Origin of the sequence: Geodermatophilus sp. DSM 45219 (assembly GCF_900104025.1) — a bacterium.
Lineage (GTDB): Bacteria > Actinomycetota > Actinomycetes > Mycobacteriales > Geodermatophilaceae > Geodermatophilus.
Window position 1 is genome coordinate 339,540 of record NZ_FNIQ01000004.1, and the last position, 15,890, is coordinate 355,429.

13 protein-coding genes and 1 tRNA gene are annotated in these 15,890 nt (G+C 73.4%); 12 read left to right on the plus strand and 2 right to left on the minus strand.

The window, feature by feature from the left end:
- Positions 1-20: 20 nt before the first annotated feature.
- Entirely contained in the window at positions 21-332 is a 312-nt protein-coding gene (locus BLR12_RS25250) for a hypothetical protein (RefSeq protein WP_091379388.1), read from the minus strand.
- A gap of 141 nt (positions 333-473) precedes the next feature.
- Between BLR12_RS25250 and BLR12_RS14580 the strand changes: the two genes are divergently transcribed.
- The 5 genes from BLR12_RS14580 (at position 474) to BLR12_RS14600 (ending at position 5,958) form a co-directional block, all read left to right on the plus strand.
- A tRNA-Asn gene (locus BLR12_RS14580) sits at positions 474-546 on the plus strand.
- Positions 547-1,342: 796 nt separating this feature from the next.
- Positions 1,343-2,845 carry an MFS transporter gene (locus BLR12_RS14585; protein WP_091379390.1) on the plus strand — a complete coding sequence of 501 codons (1,503 nt, stop codon included), beginning with the start codon at positions 1,343-1,345 and terminating at the stop codon, positions 2,843-2,845.
- A gap of 43 nt (positions 2,846-2,888) precedes the next feature.
- Positions 2,889-4,163 (plus strand): aromatic ring-hydroxylating dioxygenase subunit alpha, encoded by a 1,275-nt coding sequence (locus BLR12_RS14590; RefSeq protein ID WP_091379394.1) that lies wholly within the window; start codon positions 2,889-2,891, stop codon positions 4,161-4,163.
- Between the two features lie 14 nt (positions 4,164-4,177).
- A complete protein-coding gene (locus BLR12_RS14595; protein WP_091379398.1) occupies positions 4,178-5,188 on the plus strand; it encodes a PDR/VanB family oxidoreductase in 1,011 nt (336 codons plus the stop codon).
- A complete protein-coding gene (locus tag BLR12_RS14600) occupies positions 5,185-5,958 on the plus strand; it encodes an IclR family transcriptional regulator (RefSeq protein WP_091379402.1) in 774 nt (257 codons plus the stop codon). The genes BLR12_RS14595 and BLR12_RS14600 overlap by 4 nt, the downstream gene beginning before the upstream one ends.
- 842 nt (positions 5,959-6,800) lie before the next feature.
- Here BLR12_RS14600 and BLR12_RS24580 read toward each other — a convergent pair.
- Positions 6,801-6,944 carry a hypothetical protein gene (locus BLR12_RS24580; RefSeq protein WP_176832523.1) on the minus strand — a complete coding sequence of 48 codons (144 nt, stop codon included), beginning with the start codon at positions 6,942-6,944 and terminating at the stop codon, positions 6,801-6,803.
- A 402-nt stretch (positions 6,945-7,346) separates the two neighbouring features.
- Between BLR12_RS24580 and BLR12_RS14605 the strand changes: the two genes are divergently transcribed.
- The 7 genes from BLR12_RS14605 (at position 7,347) to BLR12_RS14635 (ending at position 15,876) form a co-directional block, all read left to right on the plus strand.
- Positions 7,347-8,078, plus strand: coding sequence for an esterase/lipase family protein (locus BLR12_RS14605; protein WP_255363510.1), 732 nt, complete (start codon positions 7,347-7,349; stop codon positions 8,076-8,078).
- Positions 8,079-9,059: 981 nt separating this feature from the next.
- Positions 9,060-10,652, plus strand: coding sequence for a DUF4389 domain-containing protein (locus tag BLR12_RS25255; protein ID WP_255363511.1), 1,593 nt, complete (start codon positions 9,060-9,062; stop codon positions 10,650-10,652).
- The gene (locus BLR12_RS14615; protein ID WP_218120677.1) at positions 10,649-10,924 is read left to right on the plus strand and encodes a hypothetical protein; all 276 of its coding nucleotides are present in this window, start codon (positions 10,649-10,651) and stop codon (positions 10,922-10,924) included. The genes BLR12_RS25255 and BLR12_RS14615 overlap by 4 nt, the downstream gene beginning before the upstream one ends.
- 168 nt (positions 10,925-11,092) lie before the next feature.
- A complete protein-coding gene (locus tag BLR12_RS14620; RefSeq protein WP_218120678.1) occupies positions 11,093-11,971 on the plus strand; it encodes a helix-turn-helix domain-containing protein in 879 nt (292 codons plus the stop codon).
- Positions 11,972-12,095: 124 nt separating this feature from the next.
- Positions 12,096-13,868 (plus strand): FAD-dependent oxidoreductase, encoded by a 1,773-nt coding sequence (locus BLR12_RS14625; RefSeq protein WP_091379407.1) that lies wholly within the window; start codon positions 12,096-12,098, stop codon positions 13,866-13,868.
- Positions 13,865-14,803 (plus strand): intradiol ring-cleavage dioxygenase, encoded by a 939-nt coding sequence (locus BLR12_RS14630; RefSeq protein WP_091379410.1) that lies wholly within the window; start codon positions 13,865-13,867, stop codon positions 14,801-14,803. Before BLR12_RS14625 ends, BLR12_RS14630 begins: the two co-directional genes overlap by 4 nt.
- Positions 14,800-15,876 carry a maleylacetate reductase gene (locus BLR12_RS14635; RefSeq protein ID WP_218120679.1) on the plus strand — a complete coding sequence of 359 codons (1,077 nt, stop codon included), beginning with the start codon at positions 14,800-14,802 and terminating at the stop codon, positions 15,874-15,876. Before BLR12_RS14630 ends, BLR12_RS14635 begins: the two co-directional genes overlap by 4 nt.
- The last annotated feature ends 14 nt before the right edge of the window (positions 15,877-15,890 follow it).

Genomic DNA, 15,890 nt, shown 5'->3' on the forward strand with positions numbered 1-15,890 from the left:
CGGCCGCGACCCGCCCGGGCTCAGAGCCCGCCGGTGGTGTCCGGCGGCGGCAGCGGGGTGTCCGAGGACGACGTGCCGGCGGCCGAGCGGGCGCGGGGGACCGGGCCGGACGTCGCCGTCCCGTTGCCGGAGCTGCCGAGGCCGACCCGGGCCTTGGCCGAGTTCAGCACGCCGTCGGCGCGGGCCTGCGCCATGCCGGCCAGGCCCTGCAGCTGCGGGTTGTCCTTGGCCTGCTCCCAGGCGCGCCTGATCTGCTCGTAGCGCTCCGTGCCGGCCTTGGCGCCGAGTACGTACCCGGCACCGAAGCCGACGAGGAAGGACAGCTTCGCCACGGGGAACCTCCTGGTGGAACGCTGGACGATGGGTGATCACGGTAGCCGGGTGGGCACCGGACGCGCGACGTGAAGGGTCCTCCGCGGCCGCGCAGGGGGCGTGGGGTAGCCTCGTGCCTGCCGCGCGGGCCAGCCCGCCGATCCCCCGTAGCTCAATTGGCAGAGCATGCGACTGTTAATCGCAGGGTTATTGGTTCGAGTCCAATCGGGGGAGCAACAGAAGGCCCATGACCAGCACATGTGCTGGTCATGGGCCTTTGTCGTCAGCGGGGAGGGGGCATATCCCCGGTGATCCCCGGCTTGGTCGCCGCTACGGCCCGATGACCAGTTTCCCTGACACGAAGCGGGCGCGGTCGGCGAAGCTGCAGCGAGGCGGTTCGTCGAGGCCCACATCTCGCTCAACCGTCAACACGACCCGGACGCGCTCCGCGCTGTCGATGCCTCTGGGCGTGGTTGGCGGGGATCCCGCCGTGATGTCCGCAGGCGGGGACCCCGTGGACATCGGCGTCCACCCCGACTGTCGAGAGTGCCCGCCGCTCGATCGACGGTAGGGCGAGCAGGTCGTAGAAGTCGCCGCGATCGGGTGGAGCTGCGCCTCGACCGGCGGCGGGCCGGCGCGGTCCTGCGATCAGGTGGTCGACCGAGGCGCCGGTGAACCCAGCGCCGGTACTGAACAGCTCGGTGTAGGCGCCCTCAGGGTCTGTACATCGCCGCCTGCACGACCTGGCCCGTGTCGAGCACTCGACGCTGTCCTGACGGGGGACACGGAGGTCTGTCCTCGCACGTGGCAGCCAGTCGCCGTGAGCACCAGGCGGCGCCGTCCAGGCCGGTCACCGATGTCTGCCGGCGGTCCGTGGGCGTTGTGGTCGACGAAGGCGGTCATCGCGGGGATACGGCCGGATCTGTCTTCCGTCACGTGGAAGGGGTGTACACCCTGAGCGGTGACCTCGGTCACCCTTCCCTCGGACGTCGCCGATCGTCGGCGAAGCCCCCTCACGGAGGAGCGAGGCATGGCGTCAGGGAGTTTCGAGAGCGACACCGCCCGGGAGGAGCAGCTGCTCGACGCAGGCCGCGACGACAGGCCGGTCGCCCCCTACCAGGCCCTGTGGGCGGTGCTGTTGCTCGGCTGGGTGGTCAGCTACGCGGACCGGACGGTCACCGGCCCGGTCATCGCCTGGATGATCCAGAACGAGTCGGGGTTCATCGGGGACGCGTCCAACCCGGCGACGGTGGGTGGCCTGGTCGGCTCGATGTTCTTCCTGGGCTACATGCTCACCCAGTACCCGGGTGGGCGGCTCGGTGACCGGTTCGGTCACCGCGAGATGATCATCGTCTCGCTGCTCGCGGCCGGCGTCCTGACGATCGTATCCGGCCTGGTGGCCGGGCTCGTGGCGTTCGTCGCGGCCCGCGTGCTGACCGGCCTGGGGGAGGGAGTGTTCTACTCCAACGACCGGACCCTGATCATCACGCACACCCCAGCGGCCAAGCGGACGCTCGGTCTGGGCGTCGTCATCGTCGGCCTCTCGGTGGGCCTGACGGTCGGGATCATCGCCACGCCGCTGCTGATCGCGTGGGGCGAGTCGCTGGGGATGGGCGACGGTGCCTGGCGACTGCCGTTCCTCGTGTTCGCCGCGTTCACGTTCGTGGTGGCGGCGGTGGCGTTCGTCTTCTTCCGGGGGAAGCTCGGCGGGGCGCTGCGGCTCGGGCCGCCGTTCCTGCGCCTGCTGCTGTTCTCCACGCCGACCTTCCTGGTCATCGTCGGCCTCTTCCTGCTGGCCGAGACGTTCCAGTGGCCGGAGTGGCTGACCGCGACCATCGCGTCGGTCATCGCGCTCGTGTACATCGCGATCATCGTGCGCAGCGTCAAGCAGTCCGGTCGCGGCGCGGCCCTGCTCAACCGGAACATGTGGCTGATCTACATCGCCTACATCGCGATCCTGTGGAACCTGTGGTTCTTCAGCTTCTGGTCGGTGCAGATCGTTCGGGAGGCAGCGGAGAGCAGTCTGCTGGCCGCCGCGCTGACCGCCGCCTTCAATGCCGGTGCCGGGATCCTCGGCTTCCCCGTCGGCGGCTGGCTCGCCGACCGCGCCGTCCGCAGCGGCCGCGGCCGCAAGCCACTCGCACTGGTCTGCACCGCCGTCTACTCGGTGCTCGTGCTCCTCTTCGGCTGGAGCATCTCGGGCGGAGAGGGTGACCAGCTGCCCTCGCTGGCCCTCCTCGGGCTGCTGCTGTTCAGCTCCGGCGTGTTCTTCAACGCGCTGCAGCCGATCGTGCAGGGCATGACCGGCGACCTGGTGCCCGCCAGCGAGCGCGGCTCGGCCTTCGGCATGCTCAACCTGGTCTCGGAGATCGGCGCCGTGCTCAGCCCGGTGGTCAGCGGCATCCTCCGCGACGCGACCGGGAGCTGGGCTCCCGGGGTCTACCTCGCCGCCGGGATCATGATCGTCTCCTTCTTCCTCTACGCGATGGTCCGGGAGGCACCGGCCCACCACGAGGACCCCATCCCCGCCTGAACGTCTCCCCGACCCGTCCGAGACCTCCGAAGGAACTCCGAACATGACCGGTTCGACCTCGCCCGCCTCCATCGGCCGCCCGACCGGGCACGCCGGGTTCCGCTCGTTCCCGCTCAACGCCTGGTACGCGGCGGCGTGGGACCACGAGGTGGGGCGCAACCTGCTGCCCAAGACGATCGCCAACCGGCCGGTCGTCCTCTACCGGACCACCGGCGGTCGTCCGGTCGCGCTGGCCGACGCCTGCTGGCACCGGCTGGCGCCCCTGTCGATGGGCAAGCTGCGCGGCGAGGACGAGATCATGTGCGGCTACCACGGCATCTGCTACGACCCCGACGGCCGGGCCACGTTCATGCCGGCGCAGGAGACGATCAACCCCAGCGCCACGGTGCACTCCTTCCCGGTGGTGGAGCGGCACCGCTACGTGTGGATCTGGCCGGGCGACCCGGCGCTGGCCGACCCGGCGCTGGTGCCCGACCTGTACTGGAACGAGCACCCCGACTGGGCCGGCGACGGCAAGACCATCCGCGTCAACTGCAGCTACCAGCTGATCGTCGACAACCTCATGGACCTCACCCACGAGCAGTTCGTGCACGGGTCGAGCATCGGCCACGATGCACTGTCGGAGTCGGAGTTCACCGTGACCCACACCGACCGGACGGTGGCGGTGACCAAGTGGATGCTGGGCATCGAGCCGCCGCCGTTCTGGAAGCGCAACCTGCAGGACCGCTTCCCCGACTACGACGAGCCGGTCGACCGCTGGCAGATCATCCACTACACCGCGCCGTCGACCATCGCGATCGACGTGGGCGTGGCCAAGGCCGGTACCGGTGCACCCGAGGGCGACCGCAGCCAGGGGGTCACCGGCACGGTGATCAACACGATGACGCCGGAGACCGACAACACCTGCCACTACCTGTGGGCCTTCGCCCGCGACTGGTGTCTGGACAAGCAGGTGATCACCACCCGGCTGCGCGAGGGCGTGTCCAACGTCTTCTTCGAGGACGAGCAGATGCTCGAGGCCCAGCAGCGGGGGATCGAGGCCAACCCGGACTACGACTTCTACAACCTCAACATCGACGCGGGCAGCATGTGGACCCGCCGCATCGTGCAACGCATGATCGACGCCGAGCTCGGTTCGGACGTCGGTGCGGTGAGCGACGAGGCCGGGCACGCCGCCGCCGCGATGACCGAGGTCACCGGCGCGGCCAACGCCGAGCTGCCGGGCGACGGCGGAACCGGTCAGGCAGCGGAGGTGGCCGGCGGGGTGGCCCGGCACCGGGAGCAGCCCACGGCCGGCCTCATGGGCCGCGGACTGTAGCGGGAGCGGTCGACATGGCAGCCACGAGCGCCAAGCGGTGGCGGAGGGCGCGGGTGATCGACGTCCGCGAGGTAGCCCAGCACGTCCGGCGGATCGTCCTCGAGCCCGAGCGGCTCGAGGCGCCCGCGCCCCCCGGCAGCCACATCGACATCGGGGTCTACGTCAACGGTCGCGCCGACGTCCGCTCGTACTCCGTCGTGGGCATGAGCGGCTACGGCACCGAGCTGGTCCTCGGTGTGCAGCTGGCCCGGCAGAGCCGAGGTGGCTCGGCCTACATGCACAACCTGCGGCGGGGACAGGAGGTGTCGATCACCCAGCCGCTGCAGAACTTCCCGCTCAACTATGGCAAGCCCGGCTACGTCCTGGCCGCCGGAGGCATCGGCATCACCGCCATGGTGGCCATGGGCAAGGCGCTCAAGGCCCGCGGCGCGGACTACCGCTTCGTCTACGGCGCCCGGTCGCGGGACCTCATGGCATTCCTCGACGAGCTGGTCCCCGAGCACGGTGACTGCCTCGACCTGCGGGTCGACGACGAGGGGAGCTCCCTCGACGTCGCCGAGCTCGTCGCCGGCGTCCCCGTCGGTGGGGAGCTGTACGTCTGCGGGCCCACGCCGATGCTCGACGCGATCAGGTCGGCCTGGGCCCGGGCCGGACGGCGCCCGGCCGACCTGCGGTTCGAGACGTTCGGCAGCAGCGGCCGGTTCGCCCCCGAGGCGTTCACCGTGCGCATCCCGCGGCTGGGCCTGGAGACCCTCGTGCCGCACGACGTGTCGATGCTCGAGGCGCTGGAGGCGTGCGGTGCGGACATGATGTTCGACTGCCGCCGCGGCGAGTGCGGTCTGTGCGAGGTCAAGGTCCTCGACGTCGACGGCGTCATCGACCACCGCGACGTCTTCCTCAGCGACGACCAGCACCGGGCGGGCGACCGGCTGCAGTGCTGCGTCTCCCGCGTGGTCAGCGCCCGCACCGGGGGGCTGGCCGGCGGTGACGGGCGGCCGGCGGTCGTCTCCATCGACGTCCCGTGACCAGCGGCCTCCGTGCCGGACCGCTGCAGCCCCGGCGGACGGCGGGCGGCAAGCTGCTCGCCGTCCTCGACGCCTTCACGCGGGACCGGCCGGCGCTCACGCTGTCGGAGATCGCCCGGGCGGTCGGCGTGCCGCTGTCGACCGCCCACCGCCTGGTCGGAGAGCTGTGCGCGTGGGGCGGCGTCGAGCGCGACGAGGACGGCCGCTACCGCGTGGGCCTGCGGGTGTGGGAGCTGGGCGCCCTCGCGCCACGCGGGCTGGGGCTGCGCGAGGCGGCGCTGCCGTTCATGGAGGACCTCTACGAGGTCACCCACGAGAACGTGCAGCTGGCCGTGCGCGACGGCACCGAGCTGGTCTTCGTCGAGCGGATCGCCGGGCGGTCGGCCGTCGGCGTGCTCACCCGGGTCGGCGGGCGCTTCGCCCTGCCGCCGACCGGGGTGGGCCTGGTGCTGCTGGCCCATGCCCCGCTCGAGGTCCAGGAGGAGGTACTCGCCCGCCCCCCGGTGGGGTACACGCGGCACACGATCACCGACCCGGGACAGCTGCGCCGCGCCCTCGCCGAGGTCCGCCGCAGCGGGGTGGCGATCAGCGACCGACAGGTGACCGGCGATGCGGTGTCGGTCGCCGCGCCGGTCGAGGTCCGCGGCACTGTCGTCGCCGCGCTGTCCATCGTGGTCCGCGGCAATTCGGCGTCTGCCGTCCGCCCCTACATCCCCGGGGTCCGGGCCGCCGCCCGCGGCATCGGGCGCACATTGGCCTCGACTTCCTGACCGGCGCCCCCAGCAGCCGGGGCGGTCCCCGCCCGTCTCCCGAGCCGATCCCTGGTGGCCCGCGCCTGCTCCTCCCAACGCCCACCTCGACCACCACGTGGGTGCGTCCGGGATCGTCTGCCCTCGTCCGCCGGCTCTCACATCACGGCTGAGCTGCACAGACGGACTCGGGTGGACCACCGTGGACCCGCGGCCGACGACTGGGGGTCAGGAGGTCGCGTACGGGCACCGCGGTGGACCGCGGTGGACGATCCCGGACGAGAGACGATGGTGGTCGAGCACCACCCATCCGGCCTGGATTGCTGCCACCGGAGGCCGGACGGAGGGACACCCCCGCAGGATCCCCTGCCGAGCTGGCAGGCGTGCGGCCTCTTCGACACCGAGCACCTCGCCGAGCTCGGCGCCTTCCAGCTGGTTCCCGGTGCTCCGATCGACCGAGCGGGTTGGCCGACGTCATCGAGGACCGCGACGTCTGCAGCGCGCAGTGGCCCGGGGGAGTGTGCCCTCGGGCTGGTGGTCGAGCGCTGGGCGCCGAACCAGGTTCCTCCCGACCGTGGGCACGAGGCGCAGGTCATCGCGGACGGCTTCGGCCTGGGAGAGCGGCGGGGTCGAGTGGGGGGATCGCGGTGTTGCCATCAGCAACCTGGGCAGCGAGGAGGCCGTTCGTGACGCCGGGCCAGGCGACATCTCGTGACGATCCGGACCTCCATCGAGGTCGACGGCGACGGGACGGCATGGCCCGAGAACTCATCGACCTGGTGGACGACGCCGTGAGCCGGCTGCCGAGCCAGGAGCCTGCGGCAGAAGGCCCCCACCGAGGGTCGGATCGGCGCGACGGCCGCTCAGGTCCTGGCCCTGCGAGGGTGCATCAGCCGCTCCATCTCTGTGGCGGCCCGCTGCTTCTCCTTGTGCTCGCTGCGCTTGACCTTGACGGCCTTGCCCGACTTCTTCGCGGAGTGGTTGTCGTGGGGCGACTTGTCGGCCATGGGAGTTCTCCTCGTCGACGGCCAGAACGGCTTCTGCCTACATCTCGTGGCGCGGCCACGCCAGACTGTCCGCCGCGTCCCTCTCGGCTCACGGCATGACTCCCCCCGGATGAGCGTGCCCCCCCGGTCCGGGCCTGCCGGTCGGGCACCGCGACGCCGCCGTCCGCGGGCACGCAGCGTTCGGCCACACGGACCGACCGGTCGAGGACGCCGACCGGGTGACCGGCGGTCGATGCAGGTCCCACTGCGCGGATCAGCCGTCCTCCAGGGTGGCATGGTTCCCTGCCGGTCCCACCGGATTCGGCGCCAGGCGGTCTGCAGTCGACGGCCTGCCGAGTCGGGACGTTCCGCGCGATGGATGCTGTCCGGGTGCCTGCCGTCAAGCGCCTCCCGTCACGAGCCTTGCTGCTCACCGAGCCGCCGCGGGCGGCACTGGACCTCGCCGCCCTCGCGGCTGTCTGGCCGCTGCTCGCGACTGCCCGCCGCGGTGACGGCCACCCGGTGCTGGTGCTGCCGGGGCTGATGACCGGCGACCCCGCCACCCTGGTGCTGCGGACCGCGCTGCGCGCCCTGGGCCATGACGTGTCCGGCTGGAGCCTGGGCACCAACCGGGGCCCGACGGGCCGCGTCGTCCACACGCTGCGCGCACGACTCGAGCAGTTGCACCGGACCTCGGGACGGCGGGTCAGCCTGGTCGGCTGGAGTCTCGGCGGGCTCTACGCGCAGGAACTGGCCAGAGCCGCGCCGGGCAGCGTCCGCGGACTGGTCACCCTAGGCACGCCGGTGGTGCGATGGGCTCCCTGGGTCCGCACCGCCTCGAGGGTCGTCGACGGCGGCACCCGCCTCCTCGGCGGGGCGCCGGCGCTGCCCCGGGCCTGGGCCGAGCGCGGCTCCCTGCGCGTGCCCGCGACGTCGGTCTACACGCGGGCCGACGGCATCGTGCACTGGTCGTCGTGTCGGTACGAGGTCCGTTCCCGGCGGGAGAACGTGGAGGTGCGCGGCAGCCACCTCGGCCTGGCCTGCAACCCGGCGGTGCTGTGGCTGCTGGCCGACCGGCTGGGGATGGCCGAGGGCGCTTGGTCACCGTTCCGCCCCCCGCCCGGACTGAGCCTGCTCTTCGCCCGCCGTCGATGACACGGGCAGGCCCAGTCGAGGTCGTCGCCAAACGGCGGCGTGGGACACCCGATCCGGTCGACCCGGTGCCGGCATGACCCCTGGTCACCTGCGTGGGATCCGCTGCCGCTCGTGCTCGACCGTTTGCGCAGGTCGAGCACGAGGAGCGTGCAGCGCCACGATGTCTTCGCCGTCGACGGACCGGACGGCGGTCTCCTGATCGTTCGGCCGCCGCGGTGGGCGACGACGCCAGAACCTGGCACCGATGCGCGCGGCAGGCACCGAACCGGTCCTCGCCGAGCGGAGCAGGCGGGCTGCGCGTGCCTCGGAGCGGGTCATCGCCTCCGAGGGACGTCCATGCATCTCCAGTTCATCCGATACTGCCGTCGTCGGCCATCGTGCGCCGTCGCCGCCACGCGGCTCATTTGCCGCTGCGCCCTGCGCAACCAGCGAGGACCAAGGCCATCCGTAGAGCGAGAGATCACATCGCAGGGGTTGGTGGTTCGAGTGCAAGCAGGGGAGCACGACCGCAGGTCGTAGCCCTGTGCGGGCTCGGTCGTCGATGGTGGTCCATGGGGAACCCATGGACCAACCGCCCGGGTCGCAGGCGTGAACGCCCGGGACCGATCGCGCGGCGCAGCCGTCCACAGGGGCTTACCGGCACGGCCCGTCCGGTCAGCCGACCGGACGACGAGCCCCGGCCGGAGGGACCCGGGCAGCCCGCGGACCGGCCGGTCCGGCGGGAACCCCACCAGGTGACCGAGGCCGAGAGGCGGACGGCGGGGGGCGGAGGTCTCGACGTGGTCCGAGCGAGCCGCGGCGCCGCGTGAGCGCGCGCCGCAGCCTCCAGCCGCAGACCGACGGGTCCGGAGGGACCTCCGGCTCTCGCGGGGTGGACGGACGACGGTGTCCGCTCGCAGGGAGCCGCACGACGCTCGAGGGAGGCCACCGACCGGCGGCGCGACCGCGCGGTCGGGTGGCCCGAGCCAGAGGGAGGTCGCCGTGACCGAGACCCATCCGCCCTACCCGGTGCGGGTCGACGCGTCGATGGACGCGCCGCTGTCGCGCTGGCTGTGGCTGGTCAAGTGGTTCCTGCTCATCCCGCACTACGTCGTCCTGGCGTTCCTCTGGGTCGCCTTCATGGTGCTGACCGTGGTCGCCTGGTTCGCGATCCTCGTCACCGGCCGCTACCCCCGGGCGTTGTTCGACTTCGACGTCGGGGTGCTCCGCTGGAGCTGGCGCGTGCACTACTACGGCTACGGCGCGCTCGGCACCGACCGGTACCCGCCGTTCACCCTCGCCGACGTGCCGGACTACCCGGCGCGGCTGGACGTGCCGTATCCCGAACGGCTGTCCCGCGGCCTGGTGCTGGTGAAGTCCTGGCTGCTGGCGCTCCCGCACCTGCTGGTGGTCGCCCTGTTCGCCGGCGGGGGCCTGTGGATCAGCACGTCCTCGACGGCCGATGCCGGCGTCTGGGACGACGGCTGGGGCGCCGGTGGACTGGTCGGCCTGCTCGTCCTGATCGCCGGTGTCGTGCTGCTCTTCTCCGGCCGTTACCCGCAGCCGGTCTACGACTTCGTGCTGGGCATGGACCGCTGGGTGCTGCGGGTGGCGGCCTACGTGGCGCTGATGACCGACCGCTACCCGCCGTTCCGGATGGACATGGGCGGCGCCGACCCCGGCTCCCGTCCCGTGGGCCCGAGCGGGCCGCTGCCGGCCGGCCCCGCGGCTGCGCCCGTTCCGACCGGGGCGGTCGCGCCCCAGCCACCCCGGTACGACTCCGCGGAGCGCTGGACCGCCGGCCGGGTCGTGGCGGTCGTGGCCGGTGCCGTGCTGCTCCTGGCCGCCACCGGCCCGCTCGTCGGCGGGATCGGGCTGGCCTGGGCCGACACGGCGCAGCGCGAGGACGGTCACGTGTGGTCCGCGACCGACACCCTCTCCACCAGCGGTCACGCGCTCACCGTCGACGACATCACCCTGGACACCGCCGGGGAGGAGTGGGTGGTCGACGAGGTGATCGGCGACGTCCGCGTCGAGGCGACTGCGGTCGACCCGTCGACCGGCGTGTTCGTCGGGGTGGCCCGGGCCGCCGACGTCGACCGGTACCTGGCCGGGGTCGCGCACCGGCAGGTCGACGAGCTCGACCCGGATGCCGGGTCCGGCACCACCGGGGAGATCCGCGGCGGCCCGCCGGCGAGCCCCCCGGGACAGCAGGACTTCTGGGCCGCCCGGACGGAGGGGACGGGCACGCAGACCCTGCGGTGGACGCCGACGGACGGCGACTGGACGGTCGTGGTGATGCGCGCCGACGGGTCGGCCGGGGTGGACGTCGATGCGCGCGCCGGCGTCACCGTGCCCGCGTTGACCTGGATCTGGGTCGCGCTGCTGGTGGTCGGCGGTGTGCTCGCCGTCGCGGGGGCACTGCTCGTCGGCCTCGCCGTCCACCGCGCCCGGCCCGCCCCGCCCGGGCCGGCGCCCACGCGGTACGGCCCGCCACCATGGCCCGCTGCCGGCCCGGCCGCACGACCGCCGGCGCCGCGACCGGCACCGGCCGACGCGCCCCCGGTCGGCACGAACCCGGGGACCGACCGGTGACGCGCCGCTACCGGCTGCGATCGCCGTCAGCGGACCTCGAGCTGCGCGGGGTGGCCGTGCGGGCCGCGGCGGCGGGCGCGCTGGCCACCGGCGCGCTGGCGGCCGGTGCGTTCGCCGTCGGTGCCCTCGCGGTCGGGGCGCTGGCCGTCGGCCGGTTGGCCCTCGGGCGGGCCGACGTGCAGGACCTGCACATCGCACGCCTGCACGTCGGCGAGCTGACGCTGGACCAGCCGCTGCGCGGCCCGGAGGTGGCCGGCGCGGCGGCGGGCTGACCGGCCGTGGCCTCCACCCGCCCGGGGGCAGGACGGGACCGGCCCCGGCCGGCGGCCCCCGGCGGACGCCGGTCCGGGCACCCCGGGCTCCGGTGGAGGTGCCCTGGTTAGGCTGAGCCGGCGTACACCGCAGGCAACACGCCATCCGTCGGCCGAGGAACGGTCCGTGTGTCGAGTGAACTAGGGCTCCAGGACACCAACGGCATCCTCCGGCAGCCGTGGATCCGACCCGAGCGCACGAGCGCCGGCCTGGGGTGGGGCAGCCAGTACCTGTCCGTCCAGCGCGAGCGCCCGTACCAGGAGTCGTTCCAGGCCGCGCGCACCCACCTGGTGATCCTCCACCTGGACGGGCCGGTCACCGTGCGCCGCAGGAGGGGGAGGCTGAGCCGCTCCCGGACGGTCCCGGCGGGCGGACTGTTCATCCAGCCGGCGGGCCGGGACCTGACCGTCGAGCTCGGCGGCCCGCTGAGCACCGTGCACCTCTACCTCACCGACGACCTGGTCCAGGACGCCGCCGGGTCGGACGAGCCGGTGGAGCTGGGGGAGGAGCTCGGCACGAGCGACCGGCTGCTCGAACAGCTGGTGCTCTCGATGGACGAGACGCTCCGCCGCTGGGAGCCCGCAGCCCGCACCTACCTCGACCAGCTCGGCAGCATGGTCGCCGCGCAGCTGGTGCGACGGCACGGTGCCGGGGCCGGCTCCGGGGACGACCGGCCCGCCGGCGGGCTGGGGGACCGGCAGCTGGCGGCCGTGCGGGCGGTCATGGAGGAGCGGCTGGCCGAGCCGCTCTCGCTGGCCGACCTGGCCGCGGTCGCCGGGTTGAGCGTCAGCCAGTTCAGCCGGCGGTTCAAGGCGCGCACCGGCCTCGCGCCGCACCGGTTCCTCCTCGGTCTCCGCGTCGACCAGGCGGTCCGGTTGCTGCGCAGCGACGGGGCCTCGATCGCCGACATCGCCGTCCGGTGCGGGTTCTCCCACCAGGAGCACCTGACCCGGGTCATGCGGGCGCGGCTCGACACCACCCCCGGGGCCGTCCGGCGCGGTTGCTGAGCGGGCCGTCCCTCGTCCGACCGCGCGATCCGTGCAGGAAGACGGCCGGATCGTGCAGGCGTGCGGGTCGTGGCGCGCCGCACACTCGGAGCCGACGTGACCCGAGCCCCGAGGAGAGGCACCCATGGCAGACCTCGACACCGACGTCCTGGTCGTCGGCAGCGGACCGGCCGGTTCCGCGGCCGCACTGGCCCTGGCGACCTACGGCGTCCGGACGACCGTGATCACCAAGTACGGGCGGCTGGCCGACACCCCCCGGGCGCACATCACGAACCAGCGCACCATGGAGGCGCTGCGCGACCTCGGCGTCGAGGAGGAGGTGATGGCCGAGGCCGTTCCGCAGGAGCTGATGGGCAACCTCGTCTACTGCACCTCGATCGCCGGTGAGGAGCTCGGCCGGCTGCACGCCTGGGGCACCCGGCCCGACCGGCTGGCCGACTACACCGCGGCCAGCCCGTCGCGGATCTGCGACATGCCGCAGGACCTGATGGAGCCGGTGCTGCTGCACAACGCCCAGTCCCGCGGGGCGAGGGTCCGCTTCGACACCGAGTACCTGTCGCTGCAGCAGGACGACGACGGCGTCACCGTGCAGGTGCGCGACCGGCTACGGGGTGACGAGTACGAGATCCGGGCGAGGTACGTGATCGGCGCGGACGGCGGCCGCAGCCAGGTGGCCGAGGACATCGGCCTCCCCCTGCGGGGCCGGATGGGAGTCGGCGGCAGCATCAACATCGTCTTCGAGGCCGACCTGTCCCACCTGGTCGCCGACCGCCCGTCGGTCCTGTACTGGGTGCTGCAGCCGGGCGCCGACGTCGGCGGCATCGGCGCCGGCCTGGTGCGCATGGTGCGGCCCTGGCACAGGTGGCTGATCGTCTGGGGCTACGACATCGACGGCCCGGCGCCGGACCTGACCGAGGAGTTCGCGCTCTCCATCGTGCGCAAGCTCGTCGGTGACGACTCGGTCAAGGTGTCGATCACCTCCAGCTCGGCGTGGACGGTCAACCACGTGTACGCCGAGCGGTACTCCGCCGGCCGGGTGTTCTGCGCCGGCGACGCCGTGCACCGGCACCCGCCGTCGAACGGCCTGGGCTCCAACACCTCGATCCAGGACGCCTACAACCTGGCCTGGAAGCTCGCCGCCGTCGTCAGGGGGCAGGCGGGTCCGGGGCTGCTGGACACCTACTCGGCCGAGCGGGCGCCGGTGGGCAGGCAGATCGTCGACCGGGCCAACCAGAGCATCGGCGAGACCGCCCGGATCTTCGACGCCCTCGGGCTGCTGGACACCGAGGACCCCGAGCTGATGGTCGAGCACATGGCCGCCCGCAAGCAGGCGACGCCCGAGGCGGAGAAGCAGCGCGCGGCCCTGCGCGAGGCGATCGCGTTCAAGGACTACGAGTTCAACTGCCACGGGGTGGAGATGGACCAGCGCTACGAGTCCGCCGCGGTGGTGCCGGACGGCACCCCGCCGGAGCAGCCGGTCCGCGACCCGGAGCTCTACTCCCACGCCACCTCGCGCCCCGGCGCCAAGCTGCCGCACGCCTGGCTGACCACCGACCACCGCCGCCAGGTCTCCACCCTCGACCTCGGTGGGCACGGCCGGTTCACCGTGTTCACCGGCATCGGTGGGGACGGCTGGGTGCGCGCCGCGGCCGCGGTGGGGGAGCGGCTGGGCATCGACGTCGCCGCCGTCGTCATCGGCCCCGGTCAGGAGCACGACGACCTGTACGGCGACTGGGCGCGGGTCCGCGGCATCGACGACGGCGGCGTGCTGCTCACCCGACCGGACAACCACGTCGCCTTCCGCCAGGCCGGCGGCGCGTCCGACGCCGAGGCCGAGGCGGCGCTGGAGCGCGCGCTGCGCACCGTGCTGGACCGGGTCGAGGAGGTGCGGGCGTGAGCGACCGGCAGCTGTTCACCGAGAAGGGCTCGGCCGAGGTCGTGGCCGCGAGCTTCGCGAACACCCCCGACCCGCGGCTGAAGACGGTGCTGACCTCGCTGGTCCACCACCTGCACGCCTTCGTCAAGGACGTCGAGCTGACCGAGGAGGAGTGGGGGTCCGCGATCGACTTCCTCACACGCACCGGGCACATGAGCGACGACGTGCGGCAGGAGTTCATCCTGCTCTCCGACGTCCTGGGCGTCTCGATGCTGGTCGAGACCATCAACCACCGCACCGGGGGCACCTCGACGGAGTCGACGGTGCTCGGGCCCTTCCACATGGTCGAGTCGCCGCCGCGGCAGCTGGGCGACGACATCGCGCTGGACGGCAAGGGCACGCCGTGCCTGGTGTCCGGGCGGGTGACCGGTCCGGACGGCGAGCCGCTGGCGGGGGCGTCGGTGGACGTGTGGCAGACCAACGAGGACGGCTTCTACGACGTCCAGCAGCCCGGCATCCAGCCGGCGGGCAACCTGCGCGGGCTGTTCACCGCCGACGACGACGGCCGGTTCTGGTTCCGCTCGGTCGTGCCGCGGTACTACCCGATCCCCGACGACGGGCCGGTCGGCCGGCTGCTGGCCGCCACCGGCCGGCACCCCTACCGGCCGGCGCACCTGCACTTCATCGTCGCCGCTCCGGGCCATCGGCCGGTGACCACGCACGTGTTCGTCGCCGACAGCCCCTACCTGGACTCCGACGCGGTGTTCGGGGTCAAGGAGAGCCTGATCCGGGACGTGCCGGAGGTCGACGACCCGGCGCGCGCGGCGGAGGTCGGGCTGGCCAACCCGTTCCGGACGCTGACCTTCGACCTGACGCTGCTGCGGGCCGACCAGGCCCCGCCGGCCGCCCAACCGGCGCAGGCGCAGCCGACCGTGGTACGGGGCGCGCCCTCGTGATCGGGCCGTTCACCCACACCGCGCTGCCCATGCGGGTCGTCTTCGGCCCCGGCTCCCTGGCCGCGCTGCCCGACGAGGTCGACCGGCTCGGCCTGCAGCGGGTCCTGGTGCTGTGCTCCCCGGAGCAGCAGGCCACCGGCGAGCAGGTCGCCGCCGCACTGGGCGCGCGGGCCGCCGGGGTGCTGGCCGAGGCCCGGATGCACGTGCCCGTCGAGGTCGCCCACCGGGCCCGCGAGCTGGCCGCCGAGCTGGGCGCCGACGGCTGCGTGGCGGTCGGCGGCGGGTCGGCGATCGGGCTGGGCAAGGCGATCGCGCTGGAGCACGGCCTGCCGGTGGTCGCCGTCCCGACCACCTACGCCGGCTCGGAGATGACGCCGGTGTGGGGGCTGACCGAGGGCGGGGTGAAGCGCACCGGCCGCGACCTCCGGGTGCTGCCCGCGAGCGTGCTCTACGACCCGGAGCTGACGCTGACCCTGCCCGCGCAGCTGTCGGCCACCAGCGGGGTCAACGCGATCGCGCACGCCGTCGAGGGGCTGTACGCCCCCGACGCGACGCCGATCGTCTCGCTGATGGCCGAGGAGGGCGCCCGGGCGCTGGCCGCCGCCCTGCCGCGGGTGGTCGCCGACGGCACCGACCTCGACGCCCGCGGCGAGGCCCAGTACGGCGCCTGGCTGTGCGGGGCGGTGCTGGGTGCGACCACCATGTCGCTGCACCACAAGCTGTGCCACGCCCTCGGCGGCACCCTGGACCTGCCGCACGCGCCGACGCACACCGTCGTGCTGCCGCACGCGCTGGCGTACAACCAGCCGGCTGCGCCGGACGCGGTCGCCGCGCTGTCCCGGGCCCTCGGCGGCGTCCCCGACCCGGCCCGCGAGCTGTGGGAGCTCGCCGGCCGGCTCGGCGCGCCCCGGTCGCTGGCCGAGCTCGGCATGCGGGAGGAGGAGGTCCCGCGCATCGCCGAGCCGGCCGTCGCCGCCCCCTACGCCAACCCGCGGCCGGTCACCAGGGAGGGCGTCGAGCGCCTGCTGCACGCCGCGTGGGCGGGCGAGCTCCCCGAGGCCCTGCGGCGCTGAGGGTCGGAGGCGGG